At 47.6% G+C, this 19,541-nt stretch carries 13 protein-coding genes; 9 read left to right on the forward strand and 4 right to left on the reverse strand.

The window, feature by feature from the left end; all coding sequences use genetic code 11:
* Positions 1 to 458 precede the first annotated feature (458 nt).
* From ABRS97_RS16385 to ABRS97_RS16400, 4 genes are all read left to right on the forward strand, one after another.
* Entirely contained in the window at positions 459 to 1,805 is a 1,347-nt protein-coding gene (locus tag ABRS97_RS16385; RefSeq protein WP_367815613.1) for an ABC transporter substrate-binding protein, read from the forward strand.
* A 117-nt stretch (positions 1,806 to 1,922) separates the two neighbouring features.
* A complete protein-coding gene (locus ABRS97_RS16390) occupies positions 1,923 to 2,816 on the forward strand; it encodes a carbohydrate ABC transporter permease (RefSeq protein ID WP_367815615.1) in 894 nt (297 codons plus the stop codon).
* Complete coding sequence (locus ABRS97_RS16395) at positions 2,816 to 3,634, forward strand: carbohydrate ABC transporter permease (RefSeq protein ID WP_367815617.1); 819 nt, start codon at positions 2,816 to 2,818, stop codon at positions 3,632 to 3,634. The genes ABRS97_RS16390 and ABRS97_RS16395 overlap by 1 nt, the downstream gene beginning before the upstream one ends.
* A gap of 74 nt (positions 3,635 to 3,708) precedes the next feature.
* Positions 3,709 to 4,626: a hypothetical protein gene (locus ABRS97_RS16400; RefSeq protein WP_367815619.1), complete on the forward strand. Its 918-nt coding sequence runs from the start codon at positions 3,709 to 3,711 to the stop codon at positions 4,624 to 4,626.
* Between the two features lie 222 nt (positions 4,627 to 4,848).
* Here ABRS97_RS16400 and ABRS97_RS16405 read toward each other — a convergent pair whose 3' ends face one another.
* Both ABRS97_RS16405 and ABRS97_RS16410 read right to left on the reverse strand, forming a co-directional pair.
* Positions 4,849 to 8,259 carry a glycosyl hydrolase gene (locus ABRS97_RS16405; RefSeq protein ID WP_367815621.1) on the reverse strand — a complete coding sequence of 1,137 codons (3,411 nt, stop codon included), beginning with the start codon at positions 8,257 to 8,259 and terminating at the stop codon, positions 4,849 to 4,851.
* 410 nt (positions 8,260 to 8,669) lie between these two features.
* Positions 8,670 to 9,545 (reverse strand): EamA family transporter, encoded by an 876-nt coding sequence (locus tag ABRS97_RS16410; RefSeq protein WP_367815622.1) that lies wholly within the window; start codon positions 9,543 to 9,545, stop codon positions 8,670 to 8,672.
* Positions 9,546 to 9,687: 142 nt separating this feature from the next.
* On the opposite strand from ABRS97_RS16410, the gene ABRS97_RS16415 reads away from it, so the two are divergent.
* A complete protein-coding gene (locus ABRS97_RS16415; RefSeq protein ID WP_367815624.1) occupies positions 9,688 to 10,767 on the forward strand; it encodes a LacI family DNA-binding transcriptional regulator in 1,080 nt (359 codons plus the stop codon).
* Positions 10,768 to 10,869: 102 nt separating this feature from the next.
* On the opposite strand, the gene ABRS97_RS16420 is transcribed toward ABRS97_RS16415, so the two are convergent.
* Together ABRS97_RS16420 and lacZ are read right to left on the reverse strand one after the other, a co-directional pair.
* Positions 10,870 to 11,835: a cation diffusion facilitator family transporter gene (locus ABRS97_RS16420; RefSeq protein ID WP_367815626.1), complete on the reverse strand. Its 966-nt coding sequence runs from the start codon at positions 11,833 to 11,835 to the stop codon at positions 10,870 to 10,872.
* A 1,067-nt stretch (positions 11,836 to 12,902) separates the two neighbouring features.
* Positions 12,903 to 16,052: a beta-galactosidase, LacZ type gene (gene lacZ / locus ABRS97_RS16425; RefSeq protein ID WP_367815628.1), complete on the reverse strand. Its 3,150-nt coding sequence runs from the start codon at positions 16,050 to 16,052 to the stop codon at positions 12,903 to 12,905.
* Between the two features lie 108 nt (positions 16,053 to 16,160).
* Between lacZ and ABRS97_RS16430 the strand changes: the two genes are divergently transcribed.
* From ABRS97_RS16430 to ABRS97_RS16445, 4 genes are all read left to right on the forward strand, one after another.
* Complete coding sequence (locus tag ABRS97_RS16430; protein ID WP_367815629.1) at positions 16,161 to 17,015, forward strand: AraC family transcriptional regulator; 855 nt, start codon at positions 16,161 to 16,163, stop codon at positions 17,013 to 17,015.
* 113 nt (positions 17,016 to 17,128) lie between these two features.
* Positions 17,129 to 18,073, forward strand: a complete 945-nt coding sequence (locus tag ABRS97_RS16435; protein WP_367815630.1) for a DNA-binding transcriptional repressor DeoR — start codon at positions 17,129 to 17,131, stop codon at positions 18,071 to 18,073.
* 31 nt (positions 18,074 to 18,104) lie between these two features.
* Positions 18,105 to 18,767: a deoxyribose-phosphate aldolase gene (deoC, locus tag ABRS97_RS16440; protein WP_483312468.1), complete on the forward strand. Its 663-nt coding sequence runs from the start codon at positions 18,105 to 18,107 to the stop codon at positions 18,765 to 18,767.
* A 130-nt stretch (positions 18,768 to 18,897) separates the two neighbouring features.
* Positions 18,898 to 19,389, forward strand: a complete 492-nt coding sequence (locus tag ABRS97_RS16445) for a DUF1648 domain-containing protein (protein WP_367815633.1) — start codon at positions 18,898 to 18,900, stop codon at positions 19,387 to 19,389.
* The last annotated feature ends 152 nt before the right edge of the window (positions 19,390 to 19,541 follow it).

A 19,541-nucleotide genomic window follows, 5' to 3' on the forward strand; every position in this document is an offset into this window, starting at 1 on the left:
TCATTCCATTTGTTCCTCCCGATGTCCACTGCCTGTATATTGGGTTTTGCGGTGAAGATTTTCGAAAAATTTCGTTGTTATTATTGTATCTAGCAAACCCGAAAACGTCAATGTGCACGCTAAATCAAACATAGAATTACATCTGAGCATGCGTGCGAGATTTAATTCCGAGATACTGTCAAAGTGTACAAGATACGAAAAAGTGATGAATTAATTTCGATGGATGATTATATTTTTCTGTATATTTTCGTTACATTTCACTTAAAAACGTACTTATCCACTGAATTTCGAGAAAAATTATGGAAATAACTTCGCTTTTTGTATTTACAAACGGAAAATTTTAGGTAATAATGAACTCAATAGCGTGATTTTCGAATAATTACAGAAAATATTTTCGTAAATTTGAAAGGAACCGCTGGATAGACCATCAAATAACAATTATCTGGGGGTAATGACGAATGTTGAAAAAAGCTTCTGCTTTATCTGCAATTGTCGCTTTGTCGTTGACAGCTGCGGCTTGCGGCGGGAATACGGCTCAAGAAACAGCGAAATCGACCGATGCGCCGAAGGCGGCTGCAGGTTCAAAAAAAGTCATCAAGATGGTGACATGGAAGCAAGCGGGCCAAACTGACTGGTTTGAAGCGTTTAACAAGAAGTTCGAAGAGAAATATCCGGAGTATAAAGTCGATTTGACGGTTACTTTGCCTGACGATCCATTCAAACAAATGGTTCTTTCCCGTTTGAATGCGAACGATGTAGATATCGTGCCTCATTTGTCTTCCTTCATTCGCGGTCCAAAAGATTTCACGCCGGGCGCAGATAAGCCGGATTGGCAGCAATATATCGAATCGGGACTGTTGGCTGATCTTACGGGTCAAGCATTAATTAAAAATTTCAATGAAAACGATATCAAGAATGCAACAACTTTCAATAATAAGGTGTATGGCGTTCCAACAGGTACGGTTTCTTTCAGCGGTATGTTCTACAACAAAGACATTTTCGCGAAAAACAATCTGCAAGTGCCAAAAACATGGACGGAATTTGTCACTGTTATGGAAACGCTTAAAAAGAATAACGTGACTCCAATAGCCATGGCGGGCAAAGATAAGTGGCCAATCAAATTAGCGGTCATGGGGCTTCAAGCATCTATTATTGACGACCAATCGAAGCTTGTAGAAGGGCTCTGGAAGGGGACTGCGAAATACAGCGATGCTCAGCCGGTTGAGGTTCTGGACAAGATTAAAACCATCATGGATAAATACACGATCGAAGGCTTTATGGGCGTAGATTATGCAACGCTTCCTTCTCTCTTTACTTCGGGCAAAGTTGCTATGATCGCAGACGGGACTTGGGATGCGGTTACAATTGCGAAAGCAGATCCTAATCTGAAATTCGGTTATTTCCCGATTCCTGGAAGTGAAGATGCAGCTAAGAACGCAAGCCTTGCAGGTAAATACGACCTGACTTTGACAGTTGCAGAAAAAGGTCCTAATAAAGCAGGCGCTATCAAGTGGTTGGAAGAGTTTTCCCAGCCAGAGAACTATGCGAGCTTTGTGAAATCAGCAGGCTTCTTGCCAACTCAGCCGAATGTGAAGTTGGAAAGTCCGTTCGTAGATGAGCTTGCTCCATACCTCAAAGGCTTCAAGTTGGGTTATGAGCAAGTGATGATCGACAGAGCGAACTTGGGTGAATACATCAATAATGCTGATGTTCATGGTGAACTGCTTGCTCCAGGAGGTCCGTTCAAGACAGCGAAAGACCTTGCACAAGCGCAACAGAAGCAATGGGACGCGGCAAAGAAATAAATATAAGCAAATCCAGGTAAGAAGTATAGAAAGTCAGGGTCTGAGAACGCCATCTTCAGACCCTGATCCTGCGTTCGGATGAAAGAAAAGTCATGGAGTGTGTGAGGTGTATCGCAAATGTATCCATTTGGAAAAGGTTTAAGCCGGTCTGTACCCTACTTATTGCTTGTGTTGCCAATAGCCTTGTATGTCATTTTTTACGTTGGCCCTTCGATTATGTCGATTGTATATTCGTTCACGAATGTGACGAACGTCGTTGGCAAACCTTATCATTTTGTCGGGCTGGATAACTATGACAAGCTGTTTTTCTCCAGTAATTCGCCGGAACGGTGGAAGTCAATCGGAAGAACGCTGTATTTCACTTTTACTGTAACTATTATTCAGAATATTATCGGTTTGTTTGTTGCCGTCATTATCAATCAGAAGCTGAAGGGGGATAAATTCTACCGTTCGGTTTTATTTCTTCCGGTCGTGCTCGGTGTTACTGTCGTTGCTTTGGTGTGGACATTCATGATGGACCCGATCAATGGCCCCGTACAAAAATTGTACAAATTATTCGATTATTCGGATGTGTTTTTCGGTAGTTTCGACCACGCCTTTAATTATGTTATCTTTGTTCAAATTTGGCAGTATATGGGCTATTCCATGCTCATTTTTCTAGCTGGTCTTCAATCTATTCCGAAGGACTTGTACGAATCGGGATACATTGATGGTACCAACAAATGGCAATCTTTCAAGAACATAACGTTCCCGTTAATCGCGCCAGCCTTTACTGTCAACGTGCTGCTTTCCATCATCGGCGCGATGCAAACCTTTGATATCATCTACGCGTTGACGAAGGGGAATTTCAATACAAGAACCATTGCATTTGATGTGTATCGTGAAATATTCGGGCTCGGCAAAGTGGAACAAGGGCTTCCGGCGGCTTTGTCTGTTGTTCAATTTTTGCTCATTCTGGTGTTTGTTGTCATCGCCCAGTATGTGCTGCGCAAAAGAGAGGTGGAGTTGTGATGCAGCAAACCAAAACCTCGGCATTTTTTTCCTATGGCGTCGTTGCATTGCTAGTCTTGCTTTATGTGCTTCCGCTGTTGATTTTGTTTAACGTATCGTTTAAATCGCTGGATGAGTTTGTGGCAAGCCCGCTTTCGCTTACTACGAGTTTTCATTTCAGCAATTACGTGAGCGCCTGGAAAGAGGGGAAGTTCTCGACATTGATAGGGAACAGCTTGCTTTACACGGGTGTTTCCACAGTGTTCACGGTTGGGTTATCTTTGGTGGCAGCCTTTCCCGTGGCTCGCAAGTATGTGGCGTGGAGCGGCTTTCTCTATATGTTTTTTCTCGCTTCACAATTTCTGCCTAACCCGCTTGTGGCTCAGTTTAAGTTAATGCTCACACTCAATCTTTACAATACCCAGCTTGGCTATATTCTGCTTCGGACGAGTGGTGCCGGATTGATCTTTATGATGTTCGTTGGATTTATCAAGTCGATCAACCGTGAGCTTGATGAGGCTGCTGGGATAGACGGTTGCGGGTATATCCGCTATATGTTTCAGATCACTTTGCCGCTGATGAAGCCTATCGTTGCGACAGGTGTCATTTTGACGGCGATTGGAACGTGGAACGATTTGATTGTGCCAACGATGTATATTTCGGATCAAACTAAGTGGCCGATAACCGCCGGGTTAATCAATTTTCAAGGACAATACGGCAACAATTGGCCGCTGCTTGCTTGCGGTACGATGATTGTAGCAGGTCCGCTTATTTTGCTTTATGTTTTTATTCAACGTTATATCGTGGACGGTGCCATGGCGGGGGCTGTGAAATCGTAAGAGATGGAAGATGAAGAGTCCTGATGAAGCAAGTTTTCAGGACTCGAATTGATGTGTCAAGGGGAAGTATGGATATGGTGACGGAAGTAAGAAGCAACACATCTGACGGCTTTAGTTATTTATCCAATGAACATCTGGAAGTTGAAATTGCCAATGTTGGCGGATATGCCGGATCAAGATTCGATTGGACTGGTTTTGTTACACAGGTTTATTTGAAGCAGGGGAACCATACGTTTTGCACCTTCGAACATAAATCTGGTACACTGGCTGCCGGAGGGGGCGGATTATGCGGAGAATTTGGCATTTTCAAGCCGATCGGCTATGAGGAAGTTGAGGTTGGCGGTTTATTTCCCAAGCTTGGAGTAGGGCTACTCAAACGTGTGGATTCGTTGCCGTTTGCATTTGACGCGAAGTATCCAATTGAGCCGTTTCAAGTGGTTGTAGATGCAAAAGCGACCAGCATCCAATATACGATACAGCCAAAGGAATGCCGGGGGTACGCAGTAAAGTTGATCAAAAAGTTAGTTCTTTCGGGCTCATCGTTGAAAGTGGACTATTCGTTGGAGAATGTAGGCACACATACGATTAACACTCACGAATACGTACACAACTTTGTCAACATTGATGGACATTCCATAGGGCCAGATTATCGGTTATCGTTCTCAGTTCCCTTTGAAGCAGACCTGGTCGAGTCGGAGTATACGCCAACCATTTTGAACTTCTCCGGACAGGAGATTCGATGGACGCAAGTGCCGTCACGCGATTTTTACAGTACATTAGTGGGGTATTCCAATCACGAAGCGATAGCATGGGAGCTGGTGCATGAACCGAGTCAAGTCGGGATTCGCGAAACGGCTGCATTTCCGGTATCCATGATCGCTTTGTGGGGACGATCTGATGTTGTATCACCCGAGTTGTTCATTGATCTGGAACTGGAGCCGGGTGAAACTCGGTGTTGGTCGCGCCACTATGATTTTTTCAGTACTTCCTAACACAGGAAGAAGTGAATGGCTGAAAATGAACTGGTTTTCCGGAAGAACGCCGAAACTCTTTTATTCACAAGAGATTTCGGCGTTTTTGTCTAATTCCCCATAGAAATCGTCGGCCGTTTCGCTTGACGGTTCTCCATGTTTCATCCTGTTCGCTGAACGTTTCCTTGGAAAAAACCATCCCGGACGGAAGAGTCCGTCGGGATGGTTGGCTTACTATTTAGCTTACTGTATATGTGTGTAGGAAACTGAATCGGTTTGAATGCTTCCTTTATTGTAAGTAAACCAATATTCAATCGAGTTGCCTGTACTTAGTCCGGATACGATGGTTTCCCACGTTCCCCCATTGTTGATCATGCGGAAGTTGCTCTGGTTGCCGCCGTTGATCTTGTAATGCACATCTACATAAGCGGATGAGTAGCCGTTAGGTGCAAAATAGATTCTCGCTTGGCTGGCGGAAGGTTTGGTTGTGCCTGCTGTGTAATCCGCTGTAGTAAAGGGGCCTGAGCCGCCCGTACTTGCAGCAAGCGTTGTAGCGGAAAGACTGGAGCTTGCTGTAGAGCGGTTGCCAGCGGCATCATAGGCTATGATTGTGTAACTGTAGGTGGTTTCTGCGGCAAGATCGCTGTTCGTGAAACTGGTAGTCGCAGAAGTTCCAATCACAGAACCGTTACGTAAAATTTCGTAACCGGTAACTCCAGTATTGTCCGTCGAAGCCGTCCAGCTTAGCGTCAGGCTGCTGCTTGTTTTCGAAGGATTCGTCACATTTGACGGCGCAGTAGGGGGCTGAGTATCTCCGCCGGAGGAACCTGTAGTGACGTTTACCTCTGGGGTTGCCGCAGATCGGTTGCCGGCTGCGTCGTAAGCTTTGACCGAATAGATATAGTTGGTGTTGACATTGAGTCCGACATCTGTGAAGTTTGTTGACGTTGTTGAAGCGATCTTGATCCCTGCGCGCAAAATATCATACCCTGCAACGCCGATATTATCCGTCGAAGGCGTCCATGAGAGTGTTATGCTAGCGTTCGTGTTCGTTGTCGATAAATTCGTTGGTGTCGTTGGAGCCTGTGTGTCCGTGCCGGTGGCAGCTGTTGTTGTTACACTAAGCGCAGAACTGGCGGAAGAACGATTGCCAGCGGCGTCATAGGCAATGATGGTGTAGCTGTAGGATGTGCTAGCAGCGAGTCCGTTGTCTGTGTAGCTGGTCGTCGCTGAAGTTCCGATCACAGAGCCGTTTCGTAAAATTTCATAGCCTGTAACCCCAACATTGTCCGTTGAAGCCGCCCAATTTAGGGTCGCGCTGCTGCTGGTTTTCGCAGGGTTCGCCACATTTGTAGGTGTTGATGGTGCAATCGTGTCCGATGGAGGCGGGGTCGTTCCTCCGTTAAAGCTGTTTGCAGGAACGGTAACGGTTGTGCCGTCTGAGAATGTCACTGTTTTACTGGCGTTCGTCATATTGTACACGACGTAGGTCTTTACGCCATTTTTGTTGAAAACTACGGCTAGCGGATAGTTGGCAGTAATACTTTTGTCTGCATTCCCCATAGTGTCCAGATTATAAATCCAGTGATACGTATTCGCTTTTGAATTGCCTTCCTCTGGTGTGATCGATCCTATGCCTGCGTTAAACTGGTTTTTAGCATCGGCAGGATCGGAAATGGCGCGGTACATCCAGATAAGATCGCTCCACGCATCCCAGTTTGTTCCGCCATTTTCAGCCACCATGGCGTTATAGTTTTTGGCTGTATATGCCGGGTAGTGCGTCAGATATAAGTGGCCTGCTGTAAGGGGTAAATAGTTGATGCCGTGAACCTGCTCCGGATTACTCGTGAACCAGGTTCCGTTGGCGCCTTTGCCGCCCCAGATCATCGTTACGACAGAAGGGGAGTAGGAAGCTGGATGCGTGTTGTCGTTGACGTCGAACCAATACTCGTTGATAGCGTTCATCTCGGTCGTGTACAAATAAATACCCAGATCGCGAATCGCTGTATTGCCAGTCGCTTCGCCCCATAGGATGATTCCGCTCCATGCGTTCATCGCTTCCGACGAGGACTCGTTATTGTTGCCGTCGCCGAAATTTCCATGACCTGACGCCCAACTGTGGCCTGCATAAATATCAAAGTTACGCAGGAACGGGAACATGGTGTCATTGCGGTCTCCGTTTGCAAAATCGCGAATGAGCAAATTCACCATTTGGCCCCAGTTGGAATCATTTGCCCATGTTTTGTCGACGCGAGCGATCTCTGCGGCTGCTTTAATGAAATAGCCGTAGTGGAAGTGATGATCGTTCAATTCTTCGCTGCTGCCGAAGCTTGAAGGGTAGCCAATCAGTGTCCCCCAATTGTTGTTATAGTAGAATACCTTTTGACTTTCCAAATTGCCGCTGGCGTCGCTGGCTTTCAAATAATCCTGCAAGTAGCCTTTGATATCATTCCGGAACTTGGTTGCTGCCGTTGTATCTCCCACTTGATCGGCAATAGGTGCCAGAGTGGCTAGTTTGCCCATCTCTTTGCCCAACCAATAAGTATCAGATCCGCCGGTGTAAGCTTGAGCTTCGGCCTGATCGATATAGCCTGCTAACGTCGTTTTATTATAGGAGCCCTTGTCAGGCAGGGAAGGAAGCACCCCGGTAAATTTCATGCTCGTTGAAAAAGAAGAGCCTTCGCCCGTCTTCATGGTTCCGCGTACCGAGTTGTACCTATAGCTCAGCAGTGTGCTCGAACTATTTTTCCATTGGTGTGGATACAATGCGAAAATCGTACCAGAGCCGGTTCCCTCCTTCGCGGTTGTCGTATAAGAATAGTTAGTTGTAACGGTGCTGTTGGATGGGTTATAGGAGTAGTCTACTGTAGTGTTGGTCACGTGGTTGTAAGCATATTGTTGAAACTTGCTTAAAGTAGCGGAGGTGTTATCAGGCAAAAGAGCGATGGAGAAATAGTTCTTGTTATTCAAATTATTTGTTAAAACGGCAGTGCCGATACCGCTCCATGTTGAACCTGTCGGGCCGAAAAGCGCATAGTTCTTACCGTTATAAGTAACGCCGAGCACTGGCGTATTGGCATTGCCAGACCAGATCGTAGGAGCTGTTGGGAACGTCAGTTTTGGATTACCGCCTGAGTAAGTAAAGTAAACATATGGAGAACCGTGTCCATAAGTGGCCTTCATGCTGTTGGAACCGCTTACGAAAGAGGAAGTGACGAACCAGTCGTTGAAGGAATCCACCTTTGCATCGGGGAATGTCGCCTGGGCACTGTGCCCAATCGTGAAATCATCGTTTCCGTTAGCGTCTGCAGGAGCGGGCATCCATCCGCAGATGCATCCATTGTTGGCTGTAATGGTCGGATAGTAGACCTGAAAGCCCTCCGCTTTGTTTTTCACAGCCAATGGGTGCGGGTACATGCGCTCGGAGTATTGGGTCCATGCCAAGCTACTCCACCAATCGTTGGTGGGCATTTTTTGCGTGACTGCGCTTGTTTTGTAAATGGTTGGCTGCACATCGACAGCGCCGGGAGGCAATACGGTGGAGTAGCTGCCTAAGCCTAAGGGGACTTCGCCGGAAAAGGCGCTTGCAGTTGACGGTATTGCCAGCATAAGGAGAAGGATAATGGCCAGATAAAGAGGAAAATGCTTTTTCATTAGATGGAACCTCCTGTTTTTTATTTTGCTTTTTCTTTTGCTTTGCGAGAGCCTGGGCTTTCTAAGCTGTTACCTCCTTTCCTGGAAAATGTAATCGCTCTCAAAGTAAGATGAGATTTTACGAAAATAATTTCCGATAAATTTCGTGAATGCCAACTCATTGTTCGGGAATTATTTAGTTTTATAGTACGAAAAATCGTGTAATAATGCAAATTCTATTTACCTTTTTGTGGTTTTAGTTAAATTTTCTCAGTGAAATTCGGAAATAATTTTCGTATTTGAATTATTTTGTGTAAATTTTCGTGAAAATATTCGTTGATGTACTTGGGATAACGAGAAAAAGCCGGATGATCTGCAAAGGAGCAGGGTCCGGCGTTCTTTATCAATCCCATCTCTAGGGTGAATAGGTTTCAAAGCTTTACGAATATGAGACCTGCGAACAACAGTGCTAGAGCGAGGCCTTGCAGGATCGTCAGCTTTTCTTTATAGACGAGAACAGAGCCAACAACGACTACGAGGCCATAAGTAGAAAAAATCGGAGCGACGATGGAGCCAGGCCCCATCTGCAGCGCAGCAGAATACAGTTGAAGGCCTCCGTAGGAGAAGCAGCCTGATAGCAATCCCCACAGAAGTCCTGTTCGGCGGGCGGCATCGCTAGTGACGATGGTGTCTGGCTGTGCAGGACTTTGCTGTGTTTTGGCAGCTGCAAAAGCGAACCAGATGGCTGACAACAGATAGCTGTAGCAGAGAATAGGCGTATTCGCCAACCCAAGCTCAGCGGTGACCTTCAAACCGCCATTGCGGAAAAAGAACAGCAGGCCGCCTAACGCGACGAGCCCGAACCATTTCTTCTCTTTAATGGTGAGGGGTTCTTTTAATCGGATGGATACTAAGACGGCGGAGGCCAGGAGGAGCACGACGCCACCGACTTCAATTCCTTGAATGGTTTCGCCATAGAACCAGACAGACATGAGAATGACAAGTACGATGTTTAAATTCATTAGTGGTGCGGTCAAACTGGCAGGCCCATTGTCGAGTGCCTTCATGAACACCAAGTTGCCCCAACCGGAACCAATGCCAATAATGAGGCCTCCCAGCCAGAGGCGCCAATCTCCTAAGTGGAAGGAACTTTCCAGTAAGCTGTTAACGGCAAAACCTAGCGTACCAGTGAGATATAAGCCTAGCAGCAGATGAGGGGTGGAGCCTTTGCGCATTTGACTGACTTTCATAAAAAAGCCGGTAAGGCCGAATAACACGGCGCTGCCGACGGCAACGATAAACCACATGGTGGGTGCAGCTCCTTCGAGTTTTTCGCGTAAGCATTCTAATAGTATATCAAATTAGGTAGATGTCGAAAATTTGACGGCAGATTCCCAAGCCGATACAATGAATTAAAGCGTTTTAAGAGGGATAATGAAGGGATTTCATATGAGTCGAACCAAACAGCCAACGATTGTGGATGTTGCTCAGGAAGCTGGCGTTTCCATTGCTACAGTATCCAACGTGCTGAACCGCAGGAAGGTGCCCATGGCGCAAGAGACGATCCGTAAAGTAGAAGAAGCAGTAGAACGGCTAGGTTATCGCCGTAATGTGCTCGCAACGAACCTTAGCCGTCGCCGTTCTTATGAGTTGGGACTCATCATCCCGCATTTCGGAGGCTACTACGGACGTTTCGCGGAGATGTTGGAGCAGAAGGTGCACCGCTTTGGCTATCATTTATCTATATTTTCGGCAGCAGGCATGAATCCGGAGATCGAACGGCGGCATTTGGAGCTGTTGCTGCAGCGGCGTGTGGATGGGCTGGTGTGCCACGGTCTAGCGATGAGTATGGAATCCACACAGCAGATTGTTGGGGAAGGCACACCGTTAGTCGTTTTTAATGGTTGGGGTTGGCCAAGCGATATCGTCAAGCTAGCGGTTAATTTGGATTTCGCGCAGGCTTCCTCGGAAGCTGTGCGACATTTTCGCCAGAGCGGTTGTCGGTCTATCGTATACGCAGGCAGGCGCAAAGGGCTCGGCGCGAACGAGCAGCGGATACAAGGGTTTGCCGCTGGAATTCGCGACTATGCAGATGACTGCGTCCATGCCGTGTTGGATGCAGGGGAGCTTGGGGTCGAAGGCACGCTGGATGAAGCGCTGCGACTAAGCGGCGACTCGAAACCGCTTGGCATCTACACGTTCAATGATGCGCTGGCACTGGAGATTCTGGCGGTGTGCCATGCCCGGGGCATCCGGGTGCCTGAAGACATTCAGCTGATCGGTATGGATAATGAGCTGTTTTCGCAGGCTAGCTTTCCTGCCATCACGAGTTTCGATATGCCGGTCGAGCTGCAAACAAGCCTTGTCTCGGCCTTTCTGATGAGGCAAATCGGCGAAGTATTAAACGATGAAAGTTCAGCGCTGCTGGACGCTCATCTTCCTCATGCCAAGGACCATGAGCTGCTCATCGAACTTGGAATGATTGCGCGCCAATCTACAGGTACAGTTGAAAGACCGTTACGCTCCTAGAGCAATAACGGTCTTTTTTAATGGAAGCTTAAGTGCGCCAAAAGATGAGTTTATAGGACTTAATGCTTTGAGGAGACGAGAAATATATGAAACGATTTCGTATCAGGTCAAAAGCTCTCTGCGCTTCTCCTCTTCTTTGTGCTTCAAAAACTCTTTGCCATACTCGCCGTGCGGGTTAATATTCGCATGTTCGATCTGGATCGTGGAATGGGCGATGCCATATTTGTTTTTCAGCGTTTCATTTACCGCAAGGATGACGCAGAATGGCTGGATTTTCGGATCGATGAAGACATGAGCCGTTAACGAATAGTGATCGGTAGAAACGGACCATAAATGCATCTCGTGCACATCTTCAACGCCTTCAACGCGTTTAATCGCGCTGCGTATTTCATCAAGGTCGAACTGTTCAGGCACCGATTCCATTAGAATCAAGTAGGATTCGCGAATGATTTTGCTGCCGCCTGTAAAAATAATGCCCCCAATCACCATTGAGATCAAAGGGTCGAACCAGAGCAGATCCGTATAATAAATAATGATCGAAGAAACAATGACGCCAACCGAGCTAAGCAAATCACCGAAAAAGTGCCACAGGGCGCTTTTTACATTCAAATTATCCTCTTCTTTGACACTGTTATGAAGGACCAAGGTGAGCACTAGATTGACAATGAACCCAATGGATGCAATCCCAAGCATGAGTCCAAGTTTAATCGGATGCGGATGGATGACACGCTGAATCCCTTCAATAAAAATACCTAAAGCAATGACACAAAGCGCTAATCCATTCAGAAAAGAAGCGATAATCTCAAATCGCAGAAATCCAAATGTAAACCGGGCATTCGGCTGCCGAGTCGCCAAGTGCAGAGCGATCATGCTCAGACCCAGAGCGATTACGTCCGAAATCATATGAGCAGAGTCCGAGAGCAGAGCGAGAGAGTCGGAGAGCACCCCTCCAACGATTTCTACCGCTGTGAAGAAAGCTGTTAAAATGAGAGTTACCCATAATGTTTTTCTGGATTTACTTTGTTCTTTGACGTGATGGAGATGATGAAAGTCATATTCAATAGCCATGTGCGTTCCTCCTGAGTGCCTCTATTGAGAATGAGAATGATTCTCTTATTTAGAATTATTCTAATTAACTAATATCAGTATATGCCAGACCACCCGGAGGTGCAACAGTCAATTTTATTGGATCAAATATAATAACGCTTTCAAATTTGTTACACAAATGAAATATTTCTGTTATGGTTTCATAATGTTGGTGAGGTACTATAATAAACAAGACCCCCTTTTAATATAAAAACTTTGAACCTGGCCCCGTTGGCTGGGTTCCTTTTTTTTGTGTAGCGCAAATAACCCTAGTAAGGAAAGCCACTGACTGGAATGTGTCAGTGGCTTTTGACAGAATGTTTAAAACCTTTACAGAAGTAAAGCGTAGGGATGCCCTTTCTAACACGCTAGAAAGCATTTGTCGACAGGTTTGTGTATGACGCGCTCGCAAAGCAGAGAGATTTCGCACGCATCGTGTGGTACGAGCATTTGACAGGATGGACATAGAAGATTCGGAAGTGCCACAGCGGTTTGGATCATTGCAATATTGCAATTCCGCCTCGATCTGCGATAGAACGTCATTTTGCACGGGTGAGCGGAACGTGGGTGCGTTATGAGGCGGTATTTTCAGTCGTAGGGACATTTCGCGGAACTACCGTACCCTATGAGCAGGAAATGCTGGGTTGTAGGCACGTTTTCGCTCATTTAACGCACCACAGTTCCGCTTCGGGGGGAGAAAAGGGGCGTTACCATGGAATAAGGCATCGTAGTTCCGTCGATATCGCTATGCATGGGGAATTGGCGGTCCGGCAGCACCTCCGCGGTTTTCTTGCGAAGCTTGCGGAGGCGGAATGTACCCGAAATCTTACGCTTACAGGGGGATTCATGGATAGGAATACCGGATGGAAGACAGGTTAGTCAAAAGAGAAGTGGAAGGCAGCACAGAGTCGAATAGAAGAGGGAAGAATCCGTGTGCCTCTTGGATGAATTAGCAATGTCTTCGTTTATTTACGAAAAAATATGACAAACAAGCTCAGCTCAAACCGTCTAGGACGAATTTGGAACTAAGCTTGTTTGTTTAAGGAAATTTAGATGCCTTTAAACGTGAAGGAATAGGCATAGCTGCGGTTGGCGAACAGCGTAAACTCTGGATGTGTTCGTGCTCCCCAACTGTCGTCGCCGCCGACGCCCATCTGCTTGTAATTGATCCGCACCGCGATTTTGTCGCTTGGTGGCAGCTTGTAGGGATGGTCGTGCGCTTCCAACTCGGACGGCAAGTAAGGCAGCGCGTTTAGCTCGATCGTCGGCAGGCCGGCTATCCGAAGACCGCGGCCATTCGCGTCGGTGAGCGTCGCCCAGCGAACGTCGGTCTTGTTGCCGCATTCCTGCGGACGCAGGTAAGGGACGAACTGCTCTTCCACTGTGCTTCTGTAAACGCCTAGCTTAGCGCCGATTGCACGATCCCAGTAGTTCTCGTGGGGACCACGGCCGTACCACTGGAGGTTGTGAAAGGCGCTGTCCATTTGGAGCAGCATGCCGACTTCCGGTATTTCCGGCAGTTGGGACGCTCCCGGCACAAGTTCCATGCGCACTTGCACTTCCCCGTCCGGTGCGACGGTATACATGACCTGTGCGACGGAAACCGGAGCCGTTGGCAGCGCGAACCGAACGCAAACCTCAGCGCTTCCGCCGCTTGCCGGATACGCGACCAGCTCTAGCAGCGTTTTGCCGCTGCCAGCTTCACGCCACGGCGCGCAGCGCACATCATGCTGGTTGCCGCGGTCGTTGTCTGTGTAGGCCCGCCAGAAGTTCGGCACGGGGCCTGTTTGAAACAACTCTATCCCTCGGTAGAGATAGGAGGTGAGATCGCCGCTCGCCGCGTCAAACCGAAGCGAGAAATCGCGGCCGCTCAGCCGGATGTCACTCGTGCTTCGCTCAATGCCAACGACAGCTTCTGTGTCAGCACCTATGGCAATAGCAGCGGATTCAGCTTGTTTCAGCGGCGCTGCGCTTGATCCTGCGAGGGTTAGCAAGAACTGCTCCCAAGCAATTTCGTGGCCTTTCGCCGCCCATAATGTATCCTCTCTAAGATGAAGACTGATCGTTAACACAAGCTCTCCGCTAAGCGAATCGCAGATGTCACTGTCGTAAGGCAACGTGATCAGAGCCGATTCGCCCGGCTGCACTGCAAAGCTTCCCGATTTTGCCGCAACGACAGTCTCACCATTTTGCAGAATGGTCCAAGACCAATCGAATTCACTTAAATTTGTAAATAAAAACTGATTCGTAACGCGAATTTGCCCTTGAGTCAGATCGCTGCTTTCGATCTTTACGTTCTGGTAGCATTTTTTCACTTCATGAATTTTAGGAGATACCGAGCGGTCTGCAAAGAGGAGTCCATTTCCACAAAAATTGCCATCATTTGGCGTATCTCCGAAGTCGCCGCCGTAAGCCAGGTACGTGGTGCCATCTGGCGTTGTTGTACGGATAGACTGATCGATCCAATCCCAAATAAAGCCGCCCTGCAGGACCGGATATCGGTCAAAGAGCTCCCAATACTTGAACAGATTCCCGCAAGAATTGCCCATCGCATGGCTGTACTCGCACAAAATAAACGGTTTTTTCGGATTGTTCTTTGCATATTCCTCAACTCGGTCTACTCTTGTATACATCTGGCTTTCCATGTCGGAGGCTCGATCCGAATCCCTAAAGTGGAAGATGCCTTCATAATGAACGGGTCTAGTCGGGTCCGCCTCCCGCAAGAAATCATGCATGTGAATAAAGTTGTCGCCGCCGAAAGCTTCGTTGCCGAGCGACCAAATGACGATGGAGGCATGATTTTTATCCCTCTGGAGCATCGAATTGCAGCGATCCAGCACGGCGCCGGTCCATTCCGGCTTACTGCCAGGCACGGTCGTTCCCTCATCGGTTTGTCCATAGCTCCACGAGCCATGCGTCTCCAAATTCGTTTCATCAATGACATAAAGCCCATAGGTATCGCACAGCTCATACCAATAAGGTTGATTCGGATAATGCGAAGTGCGTACCGCGTTAATATTGTATTGCTTCATTAAAAGCACATCAGCAAGCATGCTGGCCGCATCGACAGATCGACCGCGTTCACAATCGAACTCATGGCGGTTAACTCCCTTAAACACAATGCGCTCGCCGTTAATCCGCATGAGACCGTCTTTGATTTCGAATGCGCGGAAGCCAACCTTGCAGCTTTCGGTCTCAAGCAACTGGCCCGAATCATCTTTTAAGCCGAGCACGAGGGTGTAGAGATAAGGCTTTTCCGCGCTCCAGAGGTGAGGGTGATCAATTTGCGCCGATAGAGCGACCTCTTGCGAGAGCGTATTGCTTACATCAATACCGATGCTCAGCGGTTGGCGCCATAACGGATGCTGATCCGAGTCATACAGCATCGCTTCGACCGTGCGCGGACCGGCACTTAGCGCACTATAATTCGTTACTTTCGCTCGGACGCACAGTTTCGCGTTCTCGTAAGCAGCGTCAAGATCGGTACGCACAGAGAAGTCATAGATATGCGTTTGAGGCGTTGCGTACAGATACACATCGCGGAATATTCCGCTCATCCGCCAAAAATCCTGATCCTCGAGCCAGCTTGCGTCGCACCAGCGATAGACCTCTACCGCTATTTGATTCTCGCCCTCTACTAAATAAGGAGTAAGGTCAAATTCCGCTGGCGTGAACGTATCCTCGCTGTATCCGACGAAGTCGCCGTTTACCCACACGTAGAAAGCGGATTCCACGCCTTGAAAGCTAATGTAAACCGGTTGCCCTGCCCACGTTTCTGGCACTGTGAAATATCGCGCGTATGAGCCGACAGGATTATACTTAACAGGGGCGAAAGGAGGCTGAATATCCTCATGTCCGACCCAGGGATAGATAACGTTCGTATACTGCGGGTAATCATATCCTTGCAGCTGCCAATGGGAAGGCACCGTGATTTCCGCCCAAGTGCTGTGATCATAGTCTGTTCGATAAAAATCGGCCGGACGAACTTCAGCATTTTCAGCCCAATGAAATTTCCAGCTTCCGTTCAGTGAATGATACCATTCCGAAGCCGTCCTTTCTCCAGCCAGCGCCTCGGGTACGGTTCGGTAAGGCATTAGCGTAGCGTGTGCTTCCATGCGATTTAATTGAAAAATGTCTGGATTGTTGTTCCATTCCGGATAACCATTTTGAGGTGGGACATAGTTGAATTTGGTCGTCATTTCGCTTCCCCACTTTGCAGTTTGTATGATTTTTATCAACGATACCTGTATTGTACAGGACTTGAAATTCTTTTAAAATATAAGATATAGCGCATCGGATATTAAAAAATGAAAGAGATGATCATCATTCCTATGACTGAAGATTACAGGAAATTTTTCGTCATTACAGAAGGAGATCGGAAGCTTCCATTAATTATGGAAACCGTCGGATTTGAGAATGAGCAATCGCCGATGAAAAGGGATGAGGGCTATCCGTGCTTTCATTGGCTGCAGACGACAGAGGGAAGCGGCGACATTGAGCTTCATCATGGAACCATCAAGCTTGGCGAGCAGCAAGGGATGCTTCTGCCGCCTGGCATACCGCATGCTTATAGAGCGTCGAACACCAACTGGTCTACCTGGTATTTGACCTTCGATGGCGCGCTGGCGGCGTCAATCGTTCATGCGCTGCAGCTGCCATTGATGACGCCGGTCAGTTGGGGACTGGACACGCCGCTCGCCTGCATCCATGAAGGATTCTATGATAAATACCGCTACAGCTACGACTTCACAGGAGTTAACGGCTCGCAGGAGGTTTATCAATTTCTAACGCTTCTGAAACAGCACTGCCATGTGAACCGGGGAGCCTCTTTCTCGCAGAGCCATGAGCGGCTGCTGCCGCTTTTATTCAGGTTGGAAGAATGCTATGCTCAGTCTGAAGTTGGTCTAGCATGGATGGCGGGTTTGCTCGGGGTAAGTCCGCAGCATGTTAACAATTTATTCCGCAAGGCGTTTGGGACATCGCCCTATCAATATTTGCTGCAGCTGCGCCTTCAGAAGTCCAAAGAAATGCTGATTTCTGAACCGCTGCGTACCGTGAAACAGATTGCCGAAGCGACAGGTTTCCTGGACGCCTCTCATTTCATTTCCACATTCCGCAAATCGGAAGGGATGACCCCGGATATTTTCCGGAATCGGTATTAAACTTACAAGATGCAAGCATTGTCTTTTTTATAAAATCTACGTATAATTATAGGGTGAAATTATGTTTATCCATCGTGAACGTTATTTCAAATGATGCGAAAGGACGGAGACATATGGGTGGAGATAAGCTGGAGAAAATCATCGACGCGGCAAGAATGTACTATCAATTAGATTATAGCCAACAAGATATTGCTAAGAAATTAGGAGTATCTCGTCCTACGGTTTCTCGATTTTTGCAGCAGGCGAAAGCCGAAGGCATTGTTCAAATAAAGATTATGGATCCAACAGAAAATAATGAGAATTTGGCCTCGCAATTAGAGGAGAAGTTCAAGCTGAAGAAGGTAGTTGTCACTTCTGTTCCCCAATATGAGGAGCATATCGTCAAGAAATATATTGGCGAGGCCGCGGCGAATTATTTGTACGAAACCGTGAAAGCCGGAGACACGATTGCGACAACCTGGGGAACTACGCTATATGAAGTCGCTGTCCATTTGCAAAACAAGCATGTGAAAGATGTAGCTGTCGTTCAGCTGAACGGCGGCGTCAGTTACTCGGAGACGAATACATATGCTTCGGAGATTATCCATCTCTTCGGCGCTGCTTTCAACACGAGTCCCCATCTGCTGCCGCTGCCGGCGATTGTTGATCACGCTGTCGTCAAGCAGGCGATTGAGGCCGACCGGCATATACGTAAAATTTTGGATATGGGCAAGAAGGCGAATATTGCCGTATTCACGGTCGGAGCTCCTTCGGAGGATTCTGTACTGATCAAAGCCAACTACTTTTCTCCCGGGGATTTGGACATTATACATGCGAAGGGCGTAGGCGATATTTGCTCCCGCTATATTGACCTGGAAGGCAGCATTTGCAGCGAAGAGCTGGACCGGCGGACGATCGGCATTGATTTGGCCGAGCTTCGAACGAAAGAAAAGTCCATTCTCGTTGCCGGCGGTATGAAGAAAATAGAGCCTATTTATGGTGCCATAAGCGGGAAATATGCGAACACTTTAATTACGGATCAGTTTACAGCTAAATATTTGCTTGAATATCAAAAATGAATAGATGGAAGTGGAGAAAACGATGACACAAATTGAAATTGCCAAATTGATTGATCACACGTTATTGAAGCCTGATGCTTCGCGAGACGAAATCATTAAACTTTGCGGCGAAGCCAAGCAATATAGCTTTGCTACAGTATGCGTGAATCCGCATTGGGTTACTTTGGCGGCCAAAGAGCTGGAAGGTTCAACCGTTGGCATCACCACGGTGATTGGCTTTCCTTTGGGGGCGACCACGACATTCGCCAAAATGGCTGAAGCCCGTGATGCCATTGCAAACGGTGCAACGGAAATCGACATGGTGCTGAATATCGGTGCGCTGAAATCAGGCGAGCTCGGCACAGTGCAAAAGGATGTAGAAGGCGTCGTCCAGGCCGCGAATGGGCAGGCTGTTGTGAAGGTTATTCTCGAAACAGGCCTCCTGACGGATGAAGAGAAAGTACAAGCGTGTTCGATCTGCAAGCTGGCGGGAGCCGATTTTGTCAAAACTTCGACCGGTTTTGGCCATGGCGGAGCAACGGTGGAAGATATCGCGTTAATGAGAAAAACCGTCGGCCCGGAGATGGGTGTGAAAGCATCAGGCGGCGTGAGAGACAACGAAACGGCCCGTAAAATTATCGCTGCCGGCGCGACCCGCATCGGAGCAAGCTCCAGCATTGCGATCGTGACAGGCGGTCAAGGCGAAGGCTACTAAGCAGAAAAAAAGAGAAACAGGATGGCAGTTTACTGTCGTCTGGTTCTCTTTTTTTGTCATTCTTTCGAAAATACCATATAATGGTAGTGAATGTCGGTTTTGATCAGATAGGATGAAGGAGAGGATGACCATGTTCAATCGGCCTATATTGAATATCCCGAGAACGAAACTCGAGGCCGTTCATAACGTGAGTGCCATCATTGTCATGCTGGCCGTTTTGAGTTATCTGGCTGCTGTGTGGACTTCGCTGCCTGAACAGTTTCCAACCCATTTTGATTTTTCCGGTAAGCCTAATGGATGGGGTGGCAAGGGAGGCTTGATTCTGCTGCCTATTTTAAGTGCATTGGTTTATGGGGGACTAACGTTACTGGGTAAAATACCGCATAAATTCAACTATCTTCGTGAGATTACGGAAGAAAATGCACAGCGGCAATATGTGATTGCCCTCCACATGATCTCCTGGATGAAAGTGCTCATTGTTGTATTGTTCAGCTCCATCGAGTGGAATATGATCCGCGCGGCGTTCGGCAACGAACCTGCGGCATGGTCGATGCTTTCATTTGTGGTCGTTCTTTTGGGTACGATCGCCTTTTATATAAGGAAGTCTCTGAGAGCGGCATAGTACAAGCCAATTCGCCCTACTCTAAAATAATTATTTTTGTAACACAATTGGAACATTCCCGTTATACGCCCATAACATATGTGGGGTATTATAATAACCAAGACCCCCTTTTTTAATATAACATTTGGACCTGGCCCCGTTGGCTAGGTCCC

The organism is Paenibacillus tabacirhizosphaerae (assembly GCF_040812395.1).
Lineage (GTDB): Bacteria > Bacillota > Bacilli > Paenibacillales > NBRC-103111 > Paenibacillus_E.